Origin of the sequence: Spirillospora sp. CA-108201 (genome assembly GCF_050936235.1) — a bacterium.
Classification (GTDB): Bacteria; Actinomycetota; Actinomycetes; order Streptosporangiales; family Streptosporangiaceae; genus Spirillospora.
The window spans coordinates 2,600,359-2,613,513 of sequence record NZ_JBNJNE010000001.1 but is presented as its reverse complement, the minus strand read 5'-3'; the positions used below and the strand labels follow the sequence as shown (position 1 = coordinate 2,613,513).

General features: G+C 73.9%; 15 protein-coding genes and 2 pseudogenes. 4 read left to right on the top strand and 13 right to left on the bottom strand.

What is annotated here, in order from left to right; genetic code table 11:
- Nucleotides 1-55 precede the first annotated feature (55 nt).
- Nucleotides 56-331: a histidine kinase gene (locus ACQEU6_RS12770; RefSeq protein WP_499331697.1), complete on the top strand. Its 276-nt coding sequence runs from the start codon at nucleotides 56-58 to the stop codon at nucleotides 329-331.
- A gap of 33 nt (nucleotides 332-364) precedes the next feature.
- Here ACQEU6_RS12770 and ACQEU6_RS12765 read toward each other — a convergent pair whose 3' ends face one another.
- The 5 genes and pseudogenes from ACQEU6_RS12765 to ACQEU6_RS12745 form a co-directional block, all read right to left on the bottom strand.
- Nucleotides 365-1,261: an RNA polymerase sigma-70 factor gene (locus ACQEU6_RS12765; protein ID WP_499331695.1), complete on the bottom strand. Its 897-nt coding sequence runs from the start codon at nucleotides 1,259-1,261 to the stop codon at nucleotides 365-367.
- A gap of 315 nt (nucleotides 1,262-1,576) precedes the next feature.
- Nucleotides 1,577-2,022 (bottom strand): annotated as a pseudogene (locus ACQEU6_RS12760) (respiratory nitrate reductase subunit gamma).
- A gap of 53 nt (nucleotides 2,023-2,075) precedes the next feature.
- Nucleotides 2,076-2,207, bottom strand: coding sequence for a hypothetical protein (locus ACQEU6_RS12755; protein ID WP_499331693.1), 132 nt, complete (start codon nucleotides 2,205-2,207; stop codon nucleotides 2,076-2,078).
- A gap of 18 nt (nucleotides 2,208-2,225) precedes the next feature.
- Nucleotides 2,226-2,411: pseudogene (locus ACQEU6_RS12750) on the bottom strand (molecular chaperone TorD family protein); the annotation flags it as partial.
- A gap of 27 nt (nucleotides 2,412-2,438) precedes the next feature.
- Entirely contained in the window at nucleotides 2,439-3,092 is a 654-nt protein-coding gene (locus tag ACQEU6_RS12745) for a TetR/AcrR family transcriptional regulator (RefSeq protein WP_499331692.1), read from the bottom strand.
- A 121-nt stretch (nucleotides 3,093-3,213) separates the two neighbouring features.
- Between ACQEU6_RS12745 and ACQEU6_RS12740 the strand changes: the two genes are divergently transcribed.
- Nucleotides 3,214-4,536, top strand: coding sequence for a cytochrome P450 (locus ACQEU6_RS12740; RefSeq protein ID WP_499331690.1), 1,323 nt, complete (start codon nucleotides 3,214-3,216; stop codon nucleotides 4,534-4,536).
- A 16-nt stretch (nucleotides 4,537-4,552) separates the two neighbouring features.
- Here ACQEU6_RS12740 and ACQEU6_RS12735 read toward each other — a convergent pair whose 3' ends face one another.
- Genes ACQEU6_RS12735 through ACQEU6_RS12720 form a run of 4 tightly spaced genes read right to left on the bottom strand, consistent with a single transcriptional unit; the run spans nucleotide 4,553 to nucleotide 8,433 of the window.
- The gene (locus ACQEU6_RS12735; protein ID WP_499331688.1) at nucleotides 4,553-5,842 is read right to left on the bottom strand and encodes a cation:proton antiporter; all 1,290 of its coding nucleotides are present in this window, start codon (nucleotides 5,840-5,842) and stop codon (nucleotides 4,553-4,555) included.
- Nucleotides 5,843-5,849: 7 nt separating this feature from the next.
- Entirely contained in the window at nucleotides 5,850-6,332 is a 483-nt protein-coding gene (locus tag ACQEU6_RS12730) for a cation:proton antiporter regulatory subunit (RefSeq protein ID WP_499331686.1), read from the bottom strand.
- Entirely contained in the window at nucleotides 6,218-7,903 is a 1,686-nt protein-coding gene (locus ACQEU6_RS12725; RefSeq protein WP_499331684.1) for an MFS transporter, read from the bottom strand. Before ACQEU6_RS12725 ends, ACQEU6_RS12730 begins: the two co-directional genes overlap by 115 nt.
- Before the next feature lie 2 nt (nucleotides 7,904-7,905).
- Nucleotides 7,906-8,433 (bottom strand): MarR family winged helix-turn-helix transcriptional regulator, encoded by a 528-nt coding sequence (locus ACQEU6_RS12720; RefSeq protein ID WP_499331683.1) that lies wholly within the window; start codon nucleotides 8,431-8,433, stop codon nucleotides 7,906-7,908.
- Between the two features lie 78 nt (nucleotides 8,434-8,511).
- Here ACQEU6_RS12720 and ACQEU6_RS12715 point away from each other — a divergent pair, with 78 nt between their 5' ends.
- Nucleotides 8,512-9,165, top strand: coding sequence for an SAM-dependent methyltransferase (locus tag ACQEU6_RS12715; RefSeq protein ID WP_499331681.1), 654 nt, complete (start codon nucleotides 8,512-8,514; stop codon nucleotides 9,163-9,165).
- 199 nt (nucleotides 9,166-9,364) lie between these two features.
- Entirely contained in the window at nucleotides 9,365-10,438 is a 1,074-nt protein-coding gene (locus ACQEU6_RS12710) for an L-type lectin family protein (protein ID WP_499331679.1), read from the top strand.
- A gap of 73 nt (nucleotides 10,439-10,511) precedes the next feature.
- On the opposite strand, the gene ACQEU6_RS12705 is transcribed toward ACQEU6_RS12710, so the two are convergent.
- The 4 genes from ACQEU6_RS12705 to ACQEU6_RS12690 are packed head-to-tail and all read right to left on the bottom strand — an operon-like array spanning nucleotide 10,512 to nucleotide 13,091.
- Nucleotides 10,512-11,138 carry a dihydrofolate reductase family protein gene (locus tag ACQEU6_RS12705; RefSeq protein WP_499331678.1) on the bottom strand — a complete coding sequence of 209 codons (627 nt, stop codon included), beginning with the start codon at nucleotides 11,136-11,138 and terminating at the stop codon, nucleotides 10,512-10,514.
- Nucleotides 11,135-11,611, bottom strand: a complete 477-nt coding sequence (locus ACQEU6_RS12700; protein ID WP_499331676.1) for an SRPBCC domain-containing protein — start codon at nucleotides 11,609-11,611, stop codon at nucleotides 11,135-11,137. Before ACQEU6_RS12700 ends, ACQEU6_RS12705 begins: the two co-directional genes overlap by 4 nt.
- On the bottom strand, nucleotides 11,608-11,802 hold the full coding sequence (locus tag ACQEU6_RS12695) for a hypothetical protein (RefSeq protein ID WP_499331675.1): 195 nt from the start codon (nucleotides 11,800-11,802) through the stop codon (nucleotides 11,608-11,610). The genes ACQEU6_RS12700 and ACQEU6_RS12695 overlap by 4 nt, the downstream gene beginning before the upstream one ends.
- A gap of 14 nt (nucleotides 11,803-11,816) precedes the next feature.
- Nucleotides 11,817-13,091 (bottom strand): PucR family transcriptional regulator, encoded by a 1,275-nt coding sequence (locus ACQEU6_RS12690; RefSeq protein WP_499331673.1) that lies wholly within the window; start codon nucleotides 13,089-13,091, stop codon nucleotides 11,817-11,819.
- Nucleotides 13,092-13,155 lie beyond the last annotated feature (64 nt).

The following is a 13,155-nucleotide window of genomic DNA, read 5'->3' as shown; positions in this document are numbered from 1 at the left end:
CGGTCCGGGAATGCTTGCCCTTGTACCGATCGCTCCCTGTGCAGAGGGCAGAGGGATGACCTATCCGCCACCTGCGCCTGGGCGCGCGTGCGGATCGCGTGACGCGCAGCGCATCGCCCGCGACCTGGCCGACGAGATCACCCGACGGCTGTTCGGAATCGGCCTCGAACTCAACCGCGCCCTGGCCCGCATCAAGGACCCTCAAGCCGCCCAGTGCGTCCGCACGGCTCTGACCGGACTGGACGACACCATCGACGACCTGCGCCGAGTCGTCTTCGACCTCCACGCCGCCCCCCGGGAACGGGACGTCCCCGGCCGCCCGCCGAAGTGAGCCGCCGCGGCCTTCACCGCGGTTCGGCGGTGTTCACCGCAGGGTGAGCGGGGTCTCGGATTCGACGCGGGTCAGCTTCTCGGGATTGCGGACGTAGTAGAGCCCGGTGATGCGGCCGCCTTCGACGCGGAACGCCAGGACACCGTCGAGTTCGTCGTCCAGCCGCATGACGAGAGCCGGGTTCCCGTTGACCACGGTCTGGTCGACGGTGATCGTCCTCGTCACCCTCCCGGTGCCGCCGACGATGTAGCGGGCCACCTTCTCGGCGCCGGTGACCGGCCGCAGCGCCGCCTGCCTGAGGCCGCCGCCGTCCCCCACCATCACGACGTCGGGGGCGAGGACGTCGAGCAGCCCCTGGAGGTCCCCGGTGTCGAGCGCGCGCCGGAACGACTCCAGGACGGCGCGGGTCTCGCTCGGCGAGACCGCCTCACGGGGCCGGCGGGCGTCGACGTGCCGCCGGGCGCGGTGGGCGATCTGGCGGACGGCCGCGGGGCTCTTGCCGACCGCGGCCGCGATCTCCTCGTAGCCGACGTCGAAGACCTCGCGCAGCACGAAGACGGCGCGTTCGGTCGGCGCCAGCGTCTCCAGGACGAGCATCAGCGCCATCGACATGCTCTCGGCGAGTTCGACGTCCTCCGCCACGTCCGGCGAGGTGAGCAGCGGCTCGGGCAGCCAGGGGCCGACGTAGGCCTCCTTGCGGCGCGCCATCGTGCGCAACCGGTTGAGGGACTGCCGGGTCGTGATCCGGACCAGGTAGGCGCGCCGGTCGCGCACCCGCTCCAGGTCGACGTCGACCCACCGCAACCATGTCTCCTGAAGGACGTCCTCCGCGTCGGCCGCGGAGCCGAGCATCTCGTAGGCGACGGTGAAGAGCAGGTTGCGGTGGGCGACGAAGGCCTCGGTCGCCGGGCCGGGGGCGCGGTCGCTCATGGCCTCATCCTTTCCCGCGCGCCCGGCGGGCGGGCCGGCGGGCGGTCACTTCGCCTCGGGCAGGGCGCCGACGACGGCGGTGCGGGCGCTGAACCCGGCTCCCCGGACCACGCCCTCCTCGGTCAGGCGTGATCTCCACGTCCGGTACCTTCCTCGCCTGCCGGTTCGCGGCGAGGGTCTCGGCGTACCCCGCGTCTGCCACTACGACCTTCATGTCCGCCTCCATCAGGATGGGTCGTCCACAGGACACCGCGGGCGGCTCGTCCGTGACACCGGCGCGCGTGTGCCCCGTCACAGCCGCGCCGGGCGGCCGCTTCAGCGGACGGGCGTTCGGGACCCCGATGTCCGGCGCGCGGCGGGATGCGCGCGGCGCACGCCCCGCGAGCGGTACACGATGTAGGGCCTGACCAGGTATCCGACGGGCGCGGTGAGCGCCTGGACGAGGCGGCTGAAGGGGTTCGCCATGGTGGACGCGGTCGCGGCGAGGCCGACCAGCATGGCGGCGCCGAGCAGCGGGTCCATCACACGGTCGCCGCGGGAGGTCGCGCGCCGCACCGCCGGCACCCGCAGCCGCCGGTACGGCAGGACCGCCAGCCCGGCGACGCACAGGACCCCGGCGGCGCCGCCCATCAGCAGCGCGGCGGCGTGGCACTCCGGCTCGGTGACGTGCACGTCATCGGTGATCTTCTCCGGGACTGGCTGGAGCGGGTCGTGAAGCCGAACCGGTCGTACCGGTACCGCCATGCCGTCCCGGCGAACATGATCACCAGGGCGAGGTAGGGCAGGACGCCCCACAGGGCGACGTCCAGATGCTTCATCGGAGGTCTCCTCCGGCCGGGGTGAACGGCTCCAGCCCGACGGCCTCGACGGGCGGGCCGGTGCGGGCCAGGTCTCGGACGGCGGCCCGGTCCGCGCGCGTCGGGCCGCCCGGCAGCGCCTCGCGCACCGCCAGCAGGACGTCGGCGTAAGGGCTGCCGTGGTCGTCGAGGGCGTGCCACAGCAGGTCCAGTGCCGGCCGGTGCTCGCCGAGCAGCCGCTCCCCGGGCCCGGCGCAGCGTGCGGCGAACTCCAGCAGCGTGGGCAGGAAGTCGGGCAGGCCGCCGTCGGAGGGCTCCCAGCCGTGCTCGCGCAGGACGGCCTTGATGCGCGCGAGGGAAGGTGCGCACGTGCGCGGCCGTCAGTGGAGGCGGTGATGGAGGGGCGCGGCCAGATCGGCGGTGCTCAGCGTCAGCGCGACGGTGTAGTCGATCAGGTGGTCGCGATCGACGTCCAGGTCTCCCCGGAACCAGGTGGTGAACAGCTCCCAGAGCCCGGCCGTGAGGGTCAGGCCGGTCAGTTCCACGTCGGCGTCGGGGAGCGGGACCTGGTCGAGGGTCGCGTGGGTCTGGGCGGCGAAGATCACGGCCATGGTCCGGATGATCTCGATCCGCCGCCGCTGGAGCAGGGGGGAGGAGGGGAACGCGTGGGTGAGGATGTGGGCGCGGCGCGGGTCCGTGGTCAGGAAGTCGAAGACGGCGGTCACCACGGCGCGGGTGCGGGCCTGCGGGTGGCGGGGCGCCCCGCGGGCGGCGGACAGGATCACGTCCGTGCCCTGGGCGACCTGGTCGTCGACGATCGCCAGGAGGAGGGCGTCGCGGTCCGGGAAGCTCTCGTAGAAGTAGCGGTCGTTCAGCCCGGCCTCGGCGCACACCTTCCGGACGGTCGTGGCGGCCCACCCCTGGGTGCCCAGCAGTTCCAGCCCGGCCGCCAGCAGCGCGGCGCGGCGGCGGGCCCGGCGCTGGTCGGCGGGCACGCCCCCGTAAGGGCGCGCGCCGGGAGTCTGGGACGTCACAGCCCGATTGTGCCGCATCCCTTGACTTCCCCCGCAAATCTGGAGACGGTACACACCAGATATTTCTGGTGTGTTGGTTCACCAGAAATAGGGTCGCGACGAGACGGGAGCGTGAGGCCCGGTGTCCACGGAGATCCCCCCGCAGCCGGCGCTTGCGGACACCGACCTGAGCGATCTGCGGTTCTGGGCCCGGCCGCTGGAGGAGCGGGCGCGGGCGTTCGCGCTGCTGCGCGCCCAGCCGGGCCCGGTGTTCTTCACCCTGCCGAAGCTCCCCTTCCTCGCCCGGAGCCCCGGATCCTGGGCCCTGGTCCGCCACGCCGACGTGACGGAGGCCAGCCGCCACCCGGAGGTGTTCAGCAGCGAGCCCAGCGCCACCAGCCCGGCCGACATGCCGCGCTGGATGGACGGCTACTTCAACTCGATGATCGACATGGACGATCCGCGGCACGCGAAGATCCGCCGGATCGTCTCCCGGGCGTTCAGCCCCAAGATGCTCGCCAAGGCCGAGGACGACATCGCGCGGCGGGCCGCCCGGATCGTGGACGAGCTGGTCGAGGCCGGCGGCGGCGACTTCGTGGCCGGGGCGGCGGCGCGGCTGCCGGTCGAGGTCATCTGCGACATGCTGGGCATCCCCTCCCGGCACCACCGGCGGGTGGTGGAGCTGACCAACATCATCGTCGGCTACAGCGACCCCGAGTACGTGGGCGCCACCGTCGAGTACAGGGACGGCACGCCGAAGCTGGGGCGGCTCGGCACGCTGCGCATGCTGGGCACGGTGGCCTCGGCGGGGTGGCGGCTGCACCGGCTGGCGGCCCGGCTCGGACGGGAGCGCCGGACCGCCCCCACAGGCGATCTGACCTCGGCGCTGGTGAACGCCAACGTCGACGGCGAACGGCTGTCCCCGCGCGAGTTCGCCACGTTCTTCCTGCTGCTGGTGGTGGCCGGGAACGAGACCACCCGCAACGCGATCGCGCACGGCCTGAAGCTGTTCACCGAGAACCCTGACCAGCGCGAACTGCTGCTGGCCGACTTCGACGGACGCATCGCCGGCGCCGTCGAGGAGATCGTGCGCTTCAGCAGCCCGGTCATCTTCATGCGGCGCAACCTCACCCGCGACCACGAGATGAACGGCCACACCTTCCGCGAGGGCGACCGGGTGACGCTGTTCTACTGGTCCGCCAACCGCGACGAGGCCGTCTTCGCCGACCCCGACCGCTTCGACATCACGCGCTCGCCGAACCCGCACGTCGGGTTCGGTGGGCCCGGCCCGCACTTCTGCCTCGGCGCCAACCTGGCGCGGCGGGAGATCACCGTGATGTTCCGCGAGCTGTTCACCCGCCTGCCCGACATCGCCGCGGGGGAGCCCGACCGGCTCATGTCCGGCTTCATCAACGGCTACAAGCGCCTGCCCTGCACCTTCACCCCTCCGCGGGCGCGGGGCTGAGACGCCGGTTCGCGGGTCAGTGCTGGCCGGGCACCGGGGGCAGGTCCGCGGTCTCCACGTCCTCCCGCCCGCCGGCCCGGTCGTCGGCGGCGCCGTCGGCGGGCCGGGGGACGTCCTGCCTGCGGCGTCCCCCGCCCGGCCGGGCGCGGGACGGCCGGATGCCGCGCCAGCGGATGAAGGGCTCGACGCCGCGGGCGATCAGCGGTCCGGCGATGGCCAGCATCAGCACGTAGGCGGCGGCCAGCGGCCCGAGCCGGGGGTTGACGCCGTCGGACACGGCGAGCCCGGCGATGACGATGTTGAACTCCCCGCGCGGGACCAGCGCCGCCCCGGCGCGCAGCCGCCCGCGGGAGGCCACGCCCGCGCGGCGGGCGGCGACCCAGCCCGAGGTGAGCTTGGTGGCGACGCCCACCACGGCGAGAAGCGCGGCCACCCCCAGCACGGGAGGAAGCTGGCCGGGGTCGGTGTGCAGGCCGAAGAACACGAAGAACACCGCCGCGAACAGGTCCCGGAGCGGAGCCAGCAGCTCGCGGGCGGTGTGGGCCAGCGGCCCCGACAGGGCGATGCCGACCAGGAACGCCCCGACCGCCGCCGACACCTGAAGCTGCTGGGCCAGGCCGGCGACCAGCAGGGTCAGCCCCAGCACCTTCAGCAGCAGCACCTCGTCGGTGGGGCTGGTCACGAACCGCTCCACGAGCCGGCCGTGCCGCAGCGCGATGTACAGGATCGCGGTGATGGTGGCGGCGGCGATGCCGAGCGTGGTCGCCCCGGCGGCCAGCGAGGCCCCGGCCAGAAGCGCGGTCAGGATCGGCAGGTAGGCGGCCATCGCCAGGTCCTCGAACACCAGGATCGACAGCACCGCCGGGGTCTCCCGGTTGCCCAGCCAGCCGAGGTCGCCCATGACCTTGGCGGTGATCCCGGACGAGGTGACGTAGGTGATGCCGCCGAGCGCCACCGCGGCCACCGGCCCCCAGCCCAGGATCAGCGCCACCGCCACCCCGGGGGCGGCGTTGAGGACCAGGTCGGCCAGTCCCGCCGGCGCCGAGGTGCGCAGCGTGCCGACCAGTTCCCCCGCGGTGTACTCCAGCCCGAGGGTGAACAGGAGCAGGATCACGCCGACCTCGGCGCCGAGCGAGACGAACTCCTCGCTGGCGCCGAGGGGCAGGATGCCGCCCGAGCCGAAGGCCAGCCCGGCCACCAGGTACAGCGGGATCGGGGAGATGGAGAAGCGGACCGCCACCGCGCCCAGCAGGCCCAGCGCCAGGACGATCGCCCCTAGTTCGATCAGTTGTGTCGCAGCGTGCATCGGCCTCTCACCCGCCGTGCAGGATGGTCGCGACGGCGTCGGTGCCCTCGTCGGTGCCGACCACCACCACGACGTCCTCGGCGCGGAACTCGAAGTCCGGGCGCGGGCTGGCGATGACCTCGCCGTCGCGGACCACCGCCACGATCGAGGCGCCGGAGCGGGTGCGGGCCCGGGTGTCGCCCAGCGTGCGGCCCGCGTACGGCGAGGCGGCCGTCAGCAGGATCTGCTCGGTCACCAGCCCCTCGACCTGCCGGTTCAGCTCGGCCAGCCGCTCCACCACGCGGCCGGTGCCGAGCAGCTCCGCCAGGGCGTTGGCCTCCTCGCCCGCCAGGGCCACCGACACCACGCAGGTGTCGGGATCGTCCTTGTCGTAGATCACCAGATCCCGGCGCCCCGTCCGGTGCGACACCACGCCGATCTGGCGGCCCCGCCCGGTGGTGAAGACATGCCGCAACCCGATGCCCGGCAGCGATGTCCGCTCGACGTCCATGACCCTCTCCCGCTTTCTCCGTGATCTCCGTGGCCGCCCGAAGAACGGCCCGGCACCCGTGTCCCGACCCCGGCCGTCCTTGATCGCCGCCCATGGGGTTTTGGACGTGGTTTCAGAACCGACCGGAACATGACCCTAGGCGAAAACCGCCGATGGGAGCACAATCCGCACGGACGCCCGAGCCAGGTCGGGCTCATGCCGGGCACGGTTTTGCCGGGCACGGTTTTGCCGGGCACGGTTTTGCCGGGCACGGTTTTGTCGGGAACGGTGTCTCCCGGCCCGCTGTCGCCTGGCGCGTCCGGCGGTCGCGCGTCCCCGTCCCCGTCGTGGAACGGAGTCCGGTGGCGGCGCAGGGGACGGTTGGCGAGGCCGACCGAGACGACTCCGGCCGCCGCCGCCAGGCCGCCCGCCAGGAGGGCCAGCGGCGCGGAGGTGAGCGACGCGAGCAGCCCCCCGCGGAAGTTGCCGATCTCGGGGCCGGCGACGCCGATGACGTGCTCGACCGAGGAGACCCGCCCCCGGAAGTGGTCCGGCGTCTCGATCTGGATCAGGGCACCGCGGGTGATCACGGCCACGGTGTCGGCGGCGCCGGCCGCCGCCAGGCAGGACAGCGCGAGCCAGAGCGGCTCCGCCAGTCCGAAGCCGGCGAGGGCCAGGCCCCAGACCGTGGCCGCGACGAGCTGGGCCAGGGCGCCGCGGCGGAGGCGGGTGACGGTCCCCGAGAACAGGCCGGCGCCGAGCCCGCCGACCGCGATCGCGGACAGGAACAGCCCCAGCGTCCGGGGATCGCCGCCGAACCGGAGCTCGTTGACCATGGGGAAGAGCGCGATGGGCATGGCCAGGACGGTGGCGGCGAGGTCGATGCCGAAGGATCCCCACAGGACCGGGTGCCGGAGGATGATCCCCCAGCCGCCCGGGAGCGGCCCGCGCCGCCCCCGTCCGGCCGGCCGCCGGTCGCCCGGGTGCCGGGCGGGCATCGCGGGCAGCCGGATCACGGCGATCATCGACGCGGCGGTGGCCAGCGCCTGGATCGCGTACGCGGCGGGGTAGCGCCACTGCGCGAGCACGAGGCCGGCGACGGCGGGCCCGAGCAGCATGGACGCCTGGAACGCGACGTTCTGCAGGGCGAGCCCGGCGGCGACCTGGTCGGCGGGCAGCAGCCGGACGGGGAAGGTGCGCCGGGCCGGAGCCCCGAGCGCCGCGCAGCCGGCCTCGGCGGCGACCAGGGCCAGCAGCAGCGCCACCGACCGGTTCCCGGCGGCCGCCTGGGCCATGAGCCCGAGGGCCGCCAGGGCCTGGCCGGCGGTGGCGGCGCGGACGAGGCTCCTGCGGTCGACGGCGTCGGCCAGCGAACCGCCGACCAGGCCGAGGACGAGCAGCGGAACGCCCGTGGCCAGCCCGATCGCCCCCGTCCACAGCGGGCTGCGGGTCAGTTCCCAGACCTGCTGCAGGACGGCGACGACGGCGATCTGCTGTCCGATCGAGGCGAGTGCCGACCCGGCCCACAGGTCGCGGAACGCCCGGCTGCCGCGCAGCGGACGGACGTCGATGAGCCTTTCGCGCAGGGGCACGGCTAGGACTCGGCCGGGGCGGAGGACGCCGGGGGAGCGGCATCGGGAGGCGCCGCGTCGAAGTGGGAGAGGATCCGGTCCTTCATCGGCCGCCGGGCCAGCGCTCGCTCCAGTTCGGCGACGACCGCGCTGAGCGGATGGGGCACCTCGTCGTCGAGTTCGGCGACCGCGGCCTCGGTGGCGCGCCACTCGGCCTCGAGGAACGGGACGAGGGCGCGGCCGCGGTCGGTCAGGGTGACCCGCCGGGTCCGGGCGTCCGCGCCGGGCTCGGAGTCGACCAGCCCCTCACGGCGCATCGCCGCGACCGTCTGGCTCATCGCCGAGTGGGAGCGGTCCAGCGAGGCGGCCAGGTCCCGGATCGTCAGCGGGCCGGTGTGCGCGAGCCGGATCAGCGGATAGGCGAACCGGGGGCGGACTCCCCGGATGCCCCGGTCGGTGTACAGGGATTCGATCTGGGCGTCCAGGCCCGTCAGCAGGGTGTGCAGCGCATGCCAGCGCCCCGGCGACGCGGTCGGGTCGGAAGATGTCACAGCGCTAATATAACAGCGCTCATGTATACGGCGTCCCCGGACCGCGCTCATCGGCGCGGAGGCGGGTAGGGACATGCGATGAGCTCACAACCCGAGATCGACACCACCGTGCCGCACTCGGCCCGGATCTGGAACTTCCTGCTGGGCGGCGTCGACAACTACCCCGTCGACCGGCAGGCCGGAGAAGGGATCTTCACGGTCTTCCCCGGGATGGTCGCCATGGCCAGGCAGTCCCGGCGGATGCTGCGGCGCGTGGTGCGGCACCTGGCGGGCGAGGCGGGCGTCCGCCAGTTCCTGGACATCGGGACCGGGTTGCCGACCATGGACAACACCCACGAGATCGCCCAGCGGCTCGCGCCGGCCTCCCGCACCCTCGACCACGGCGAGCCCGTCGCGCTCATGCTCATGGGCATCCTGGGGCTGGTGGGCGACTACGACCAGGCCCGCTCGATCGTCGGCCGGCTCATGGCGGCGCTGCCGTCCGGCAGTCACCTCGCCGTCTGCGACGGCACCGACAGCGACCCCGCCTACACCGACGCCATCCGGACCTGCAACTCCGCCAGCGGCGCCGTCCCCTACATCCCCCGCACGCAGGAGCAGATCGCCGGATACTTCGACGGCCTGGAACTGCTGGAGCCCGGCGTCGTCCCGGTGACGCGATGGCGGCCCGACCCCGGCCAGGAGGACGTCCCCGAGGTGTCCTGCTCGGGAGGACTGGCCCGCAAGCCCTGAACCCCGCGTGATCCGCGGACGAGTCCCGCCTTCTGCTCCCGTGGCGGAATTGTGGGCGCCTCCTGGGATGCCATGCATTTCAGTAAAGAATGACCTCGCATATTGCCGTAGTACCGGCAATGCGGGGGTCTCGACGTGATCGTGTGTTCAGATGAACGCGGAAGAAAGATCGCTTCGAACCTCCGTGGGAGTAAACGGCATGAGGCATCGGGGAGCATTCATCACGGCGGCGGTCGGTGTCGTCGCGGCCGTCGCGTCGTTCGGCCACGCGTCGGCGGCGGACCGGGCTCCGGGATCGGTCCTGGTCAAGGAACCGTTCACCAGGGCGACCGCGGACTCGCGCTTCGTCGGATACGGGTCGGCCTGCCTGACAGGCGCGCCGCGAGGCGACGCCGCGGCTGAGGCGACGAACCATCCGCTCGGAGGCTGCCGCCGGGACCCGGTCGGTCCCGTGCCGCCGGGAGACGCCGCATCGCGCGGATACCTCCAGCTCACCGACGCCCATTTCGAGCAGACGGGCGCCGCGTTGTTCGACACGCCGGTTCCCATGCGCGGCGGCCTGGAGGTCACCTTCGAACAATGGCAGTACGGCAACACCACGCGATCCGCGGCTGACGGGATCTCCTTCTTCCTGACCGACGGCGCCCGGAGCCTCACCACGCCGGGCGCGTTCGGCGGAAGTCTCGGTTACGCCCAGAAACTGCCGGGCGGCAGAGCCGACGGGCAGTTCATCCCCGGAGTCGACGGCGGGTACCTCGGCATCGGACTCGATGTGCTCGGGGACTACTTCGGCGACGGAGAAGGGCGCGGGAACGGCTGCGCACGGCGATCGCCGGCGGGCACGGCGTTCCGGCCGCCCGCCCCCGGCCCCAACGTCGTGACCGCGCGCGGCCCAGGGGACGGTGTGACCGGTTACTGCCTGCTCGGCGCGACCACCGGGAGCCGGACGACCGGGGGCTCCTGGCGATCGTCGCTGCCCGGGCGGCTCCACGGCAACCTGAAGACGATGCCCGCCGACGCCACGGCGAGCCGCGCCGAAAGGCTGCTGGAGCCGGTGAAGCGAGTCGTCCGCGTGGCGGTGTCCCCGGGACCGAACCCGGTGGCGACGGTCGACATCGACTTCCGGGACGGCGAGGGCTTCAAGCGGGTGCTGAGATTCGCCGCCCCGACGCCCGTCCCGAGCACCGTCAAGTTCGGCTTCGCCGCGTCCACGGGCCCGCTCACCGACGTGCAGCTCATCCGCAGGGTCGCCGTCCGCTCCCAGAGCAGCTGACCGGAACGGCGGACCGCGGCTCGGCGGCCTTGCGTGAGGCCGGCCGAGCCGCTGTCCGCGGTTCTCCTTCGTGCTAGGCGAACGCCGCCGCGCCCTCGTACCGGGCCCGGGGTGCTCGGCCCGCCGTCTCGTATTCGAGGAGCAGGAGGCCCTTGGGGGTCGCCTCGTGGTGGACGAGGCGCAGCCCGGTCGGGTCGCCCTGGCCGTTCAGAAGGCGCCGGCCGCTTCGCAGCACGGCGGGCGCGACCACGAGGCGGAGCGTGTCGACCAGGCCCGCCGACAGCAGCGCGTCCCCCAGGCGGGAGCTGCCGTGGATCTGCAGTTCCCTTCCCGGGCGTTCCTTGAGCTCGGCGACCGCCCGGACCGGATCGCCCGCGAGCAGGGTGGCGGGGCGCCAGACCCCCTCGGTGAGGGTGGTGGAGACGACGTACTTCGGCAGCGCGTTCATCCTCCCGGCGAAGGGGTCGGCCGGGTCGGTGATCTTCGGCCGGTCGCGCGCGAACGCCTCGTAGGTGCGCCGGCCGAGGAGCAGCCCGTCGGCGAGGACGAGCCATGCTGAGGCGCGGCGGACGATCGTCGCGTCCATGTGGGGGACGAGCCAGCCGCCGCGGGTGAAGCCGCCCGTGGTGTCCTCGTCCGGCGAGCCGGGGCCCTGGCTGACCCCGTCGAGGGTGACGAACTCGGTGAGGGAGATCTTCATCGCGCGGCCGTCCTCTCGGTCAGCGCCGCCGGCTGGCCCGTGACCGCCGTCCAGCCGTCGGCGAAGCCGAGCCCGCGATGGCGGTCGCGCGACTCGGGGTCGCCGTGCCGGACGACCAGCCGGTAGTCCGTGCCGTCCGGATGGTCGTCCAGCGTGACCGTGGCGGTCATCGCGACCGGCGCCGGGCGGGCGGGACGCCACGTGCTGTCGATCGCGTTGGTGAACACCAGCCGGTGGGGTTCCTCGGCGGCGAGGAAGCACGCGTCCATGTGCGGGACGAAGCCGGCCCCGCCGTCGCTCAGGCGCGTGACGAACGCGCCGCCGGGCCGCGGGTCCAGCCGGTCCACCCGGCAGCGGGAGGGGGCCGGGACCCACCACCGCTCGAGCCGGGACGGATCGGTCCAGGCGCGCCGCACGGCCGCGCGCGGAGCGCGGATGATCCGCTGCAGGCCGAGGTCGAGCTCGGGGTTCACCGGTCTTCCTCCTTCGTGTCGGTGACGAACCGTTCGAGCCGGTCGGTGCGCCCCTCCCAGACGCGGCGCTGCTCCGCGAGCCAGCCCTCGACGAGGTCGAGCCGCTCGCGGTTGAGGGCGCAGGTGCGCACCCGGCCGGACTTGGCGGTGCGGATGAGCCCGTTCGCCTCCAGGGTCCGCACGTGCTTCATGAACGAGGGGAGCGTCATGGGGAACGCGCGGGCGAGGTCGCCGACGGCCAAGTATTGGGCGGCGTCCCGGCGCCGGACGCGGACCGGTCGGCGAGGAGGTGCCAGGCGTGCAGGGCCATGAGGTAGTCGAGGGCCCTGGCGGGGTCGTAGAGCTCGGGGCCGAAGAGGGGTTCGAGCAGGCGGAGGCGGTTGCGGACCGTCTGGGGGTGGGTGTGCAGGCGGGCGGCGGTGCTGCTGGCGTTGAGGCCGCATTCGAAATAGGCGAGAAGGGTCCTCGCCACCCGGTCCTGCTGGGGCGGGCGCAGCCGGCGCAGCGGTGCCAGCATGCGGTCGACGAGACGCTGGGCGAGGTCGTGGTTCTGGACGAGCAGGAGCGCGGGGATGTGCTCGCTCACATGCACGGGCGTGCCGCCGGCGAGCATGGCGGGCGGGAGCAGGTCGAGACCGCGCCGGGCAAGACGCAGGGACAGGGCGGCGCGGGTGACGGCGACCGTCGGGCCGACCACGGCCGGGTGGTCGCCGAGCACCGCCTCCAGGGAGGCGCGGCGACCGGGTCCTGCGGGATCGGGGAAGACCAGGCAGGGCGCCCCCAGGTGGAGCCCGTTCAGGACGTCCTCCGGCAGGAAGCGCGGCGGCACGGCGGCACGGCGGCGACCGTCGACGGCGATGACGGCGATGGTCCGCGGCAGCGGCCATGCCGCGCGGGCGGCGGCTTCGCGCAGCGGCCGGAGGTCGCAGTGCGGCCTCAGGATCAGGTCGATCAGGCGCCGCTGGTCGCGCCCGCACCGGGCCGCTCCGCGCGCCGTCGCCGAGAGGTGGCCCGCCGCCGCGGCCCGCCGGAGCCGGTCGGTGTAGGCCAGGCCGTTCTGGACGGCCGTCCCGCCGTGCCGCGGGGTGAGCGCCAGCCCGCGGTCGAGGGCCTGCCGGGTGAGGTGCTCGGCGGCGACGCCGGTCGCGACGGCCAGCGCCGCCTGCAGATCGTCGGGGGCGCGCCCCTCGGCGGCCTCGGCTTCGCCCAGTTTCCGGAACGCCTCCAGGACCGGCGGCGGGGGCTCGCCGGGCCGGCCGGCGGAGGGATCGAGGAATCCGTTGAGCGCGAGGGCGATCGCCTGGCGCAGGAGGTCGCGGTCGTCCGCGCGCCGCGCCCATCCGTAGCCCGGAACACGGGTGCGCGCGGTGTCCGCGGCGGTGGCGGCGATGCGCGGGACGCTCTCGCGCAGGCTCCTGACCGCGCGCTCGTCCAGGGGCCGTCCGCGCCGGGGGAACGGCGGCGACTCAGGTGCGGTCATCGGTCGCGCGACCTCCAGGGCCGCCCGCGGACCCGGCCGGTCGGCGCGCACGGCCGGGCCGCGG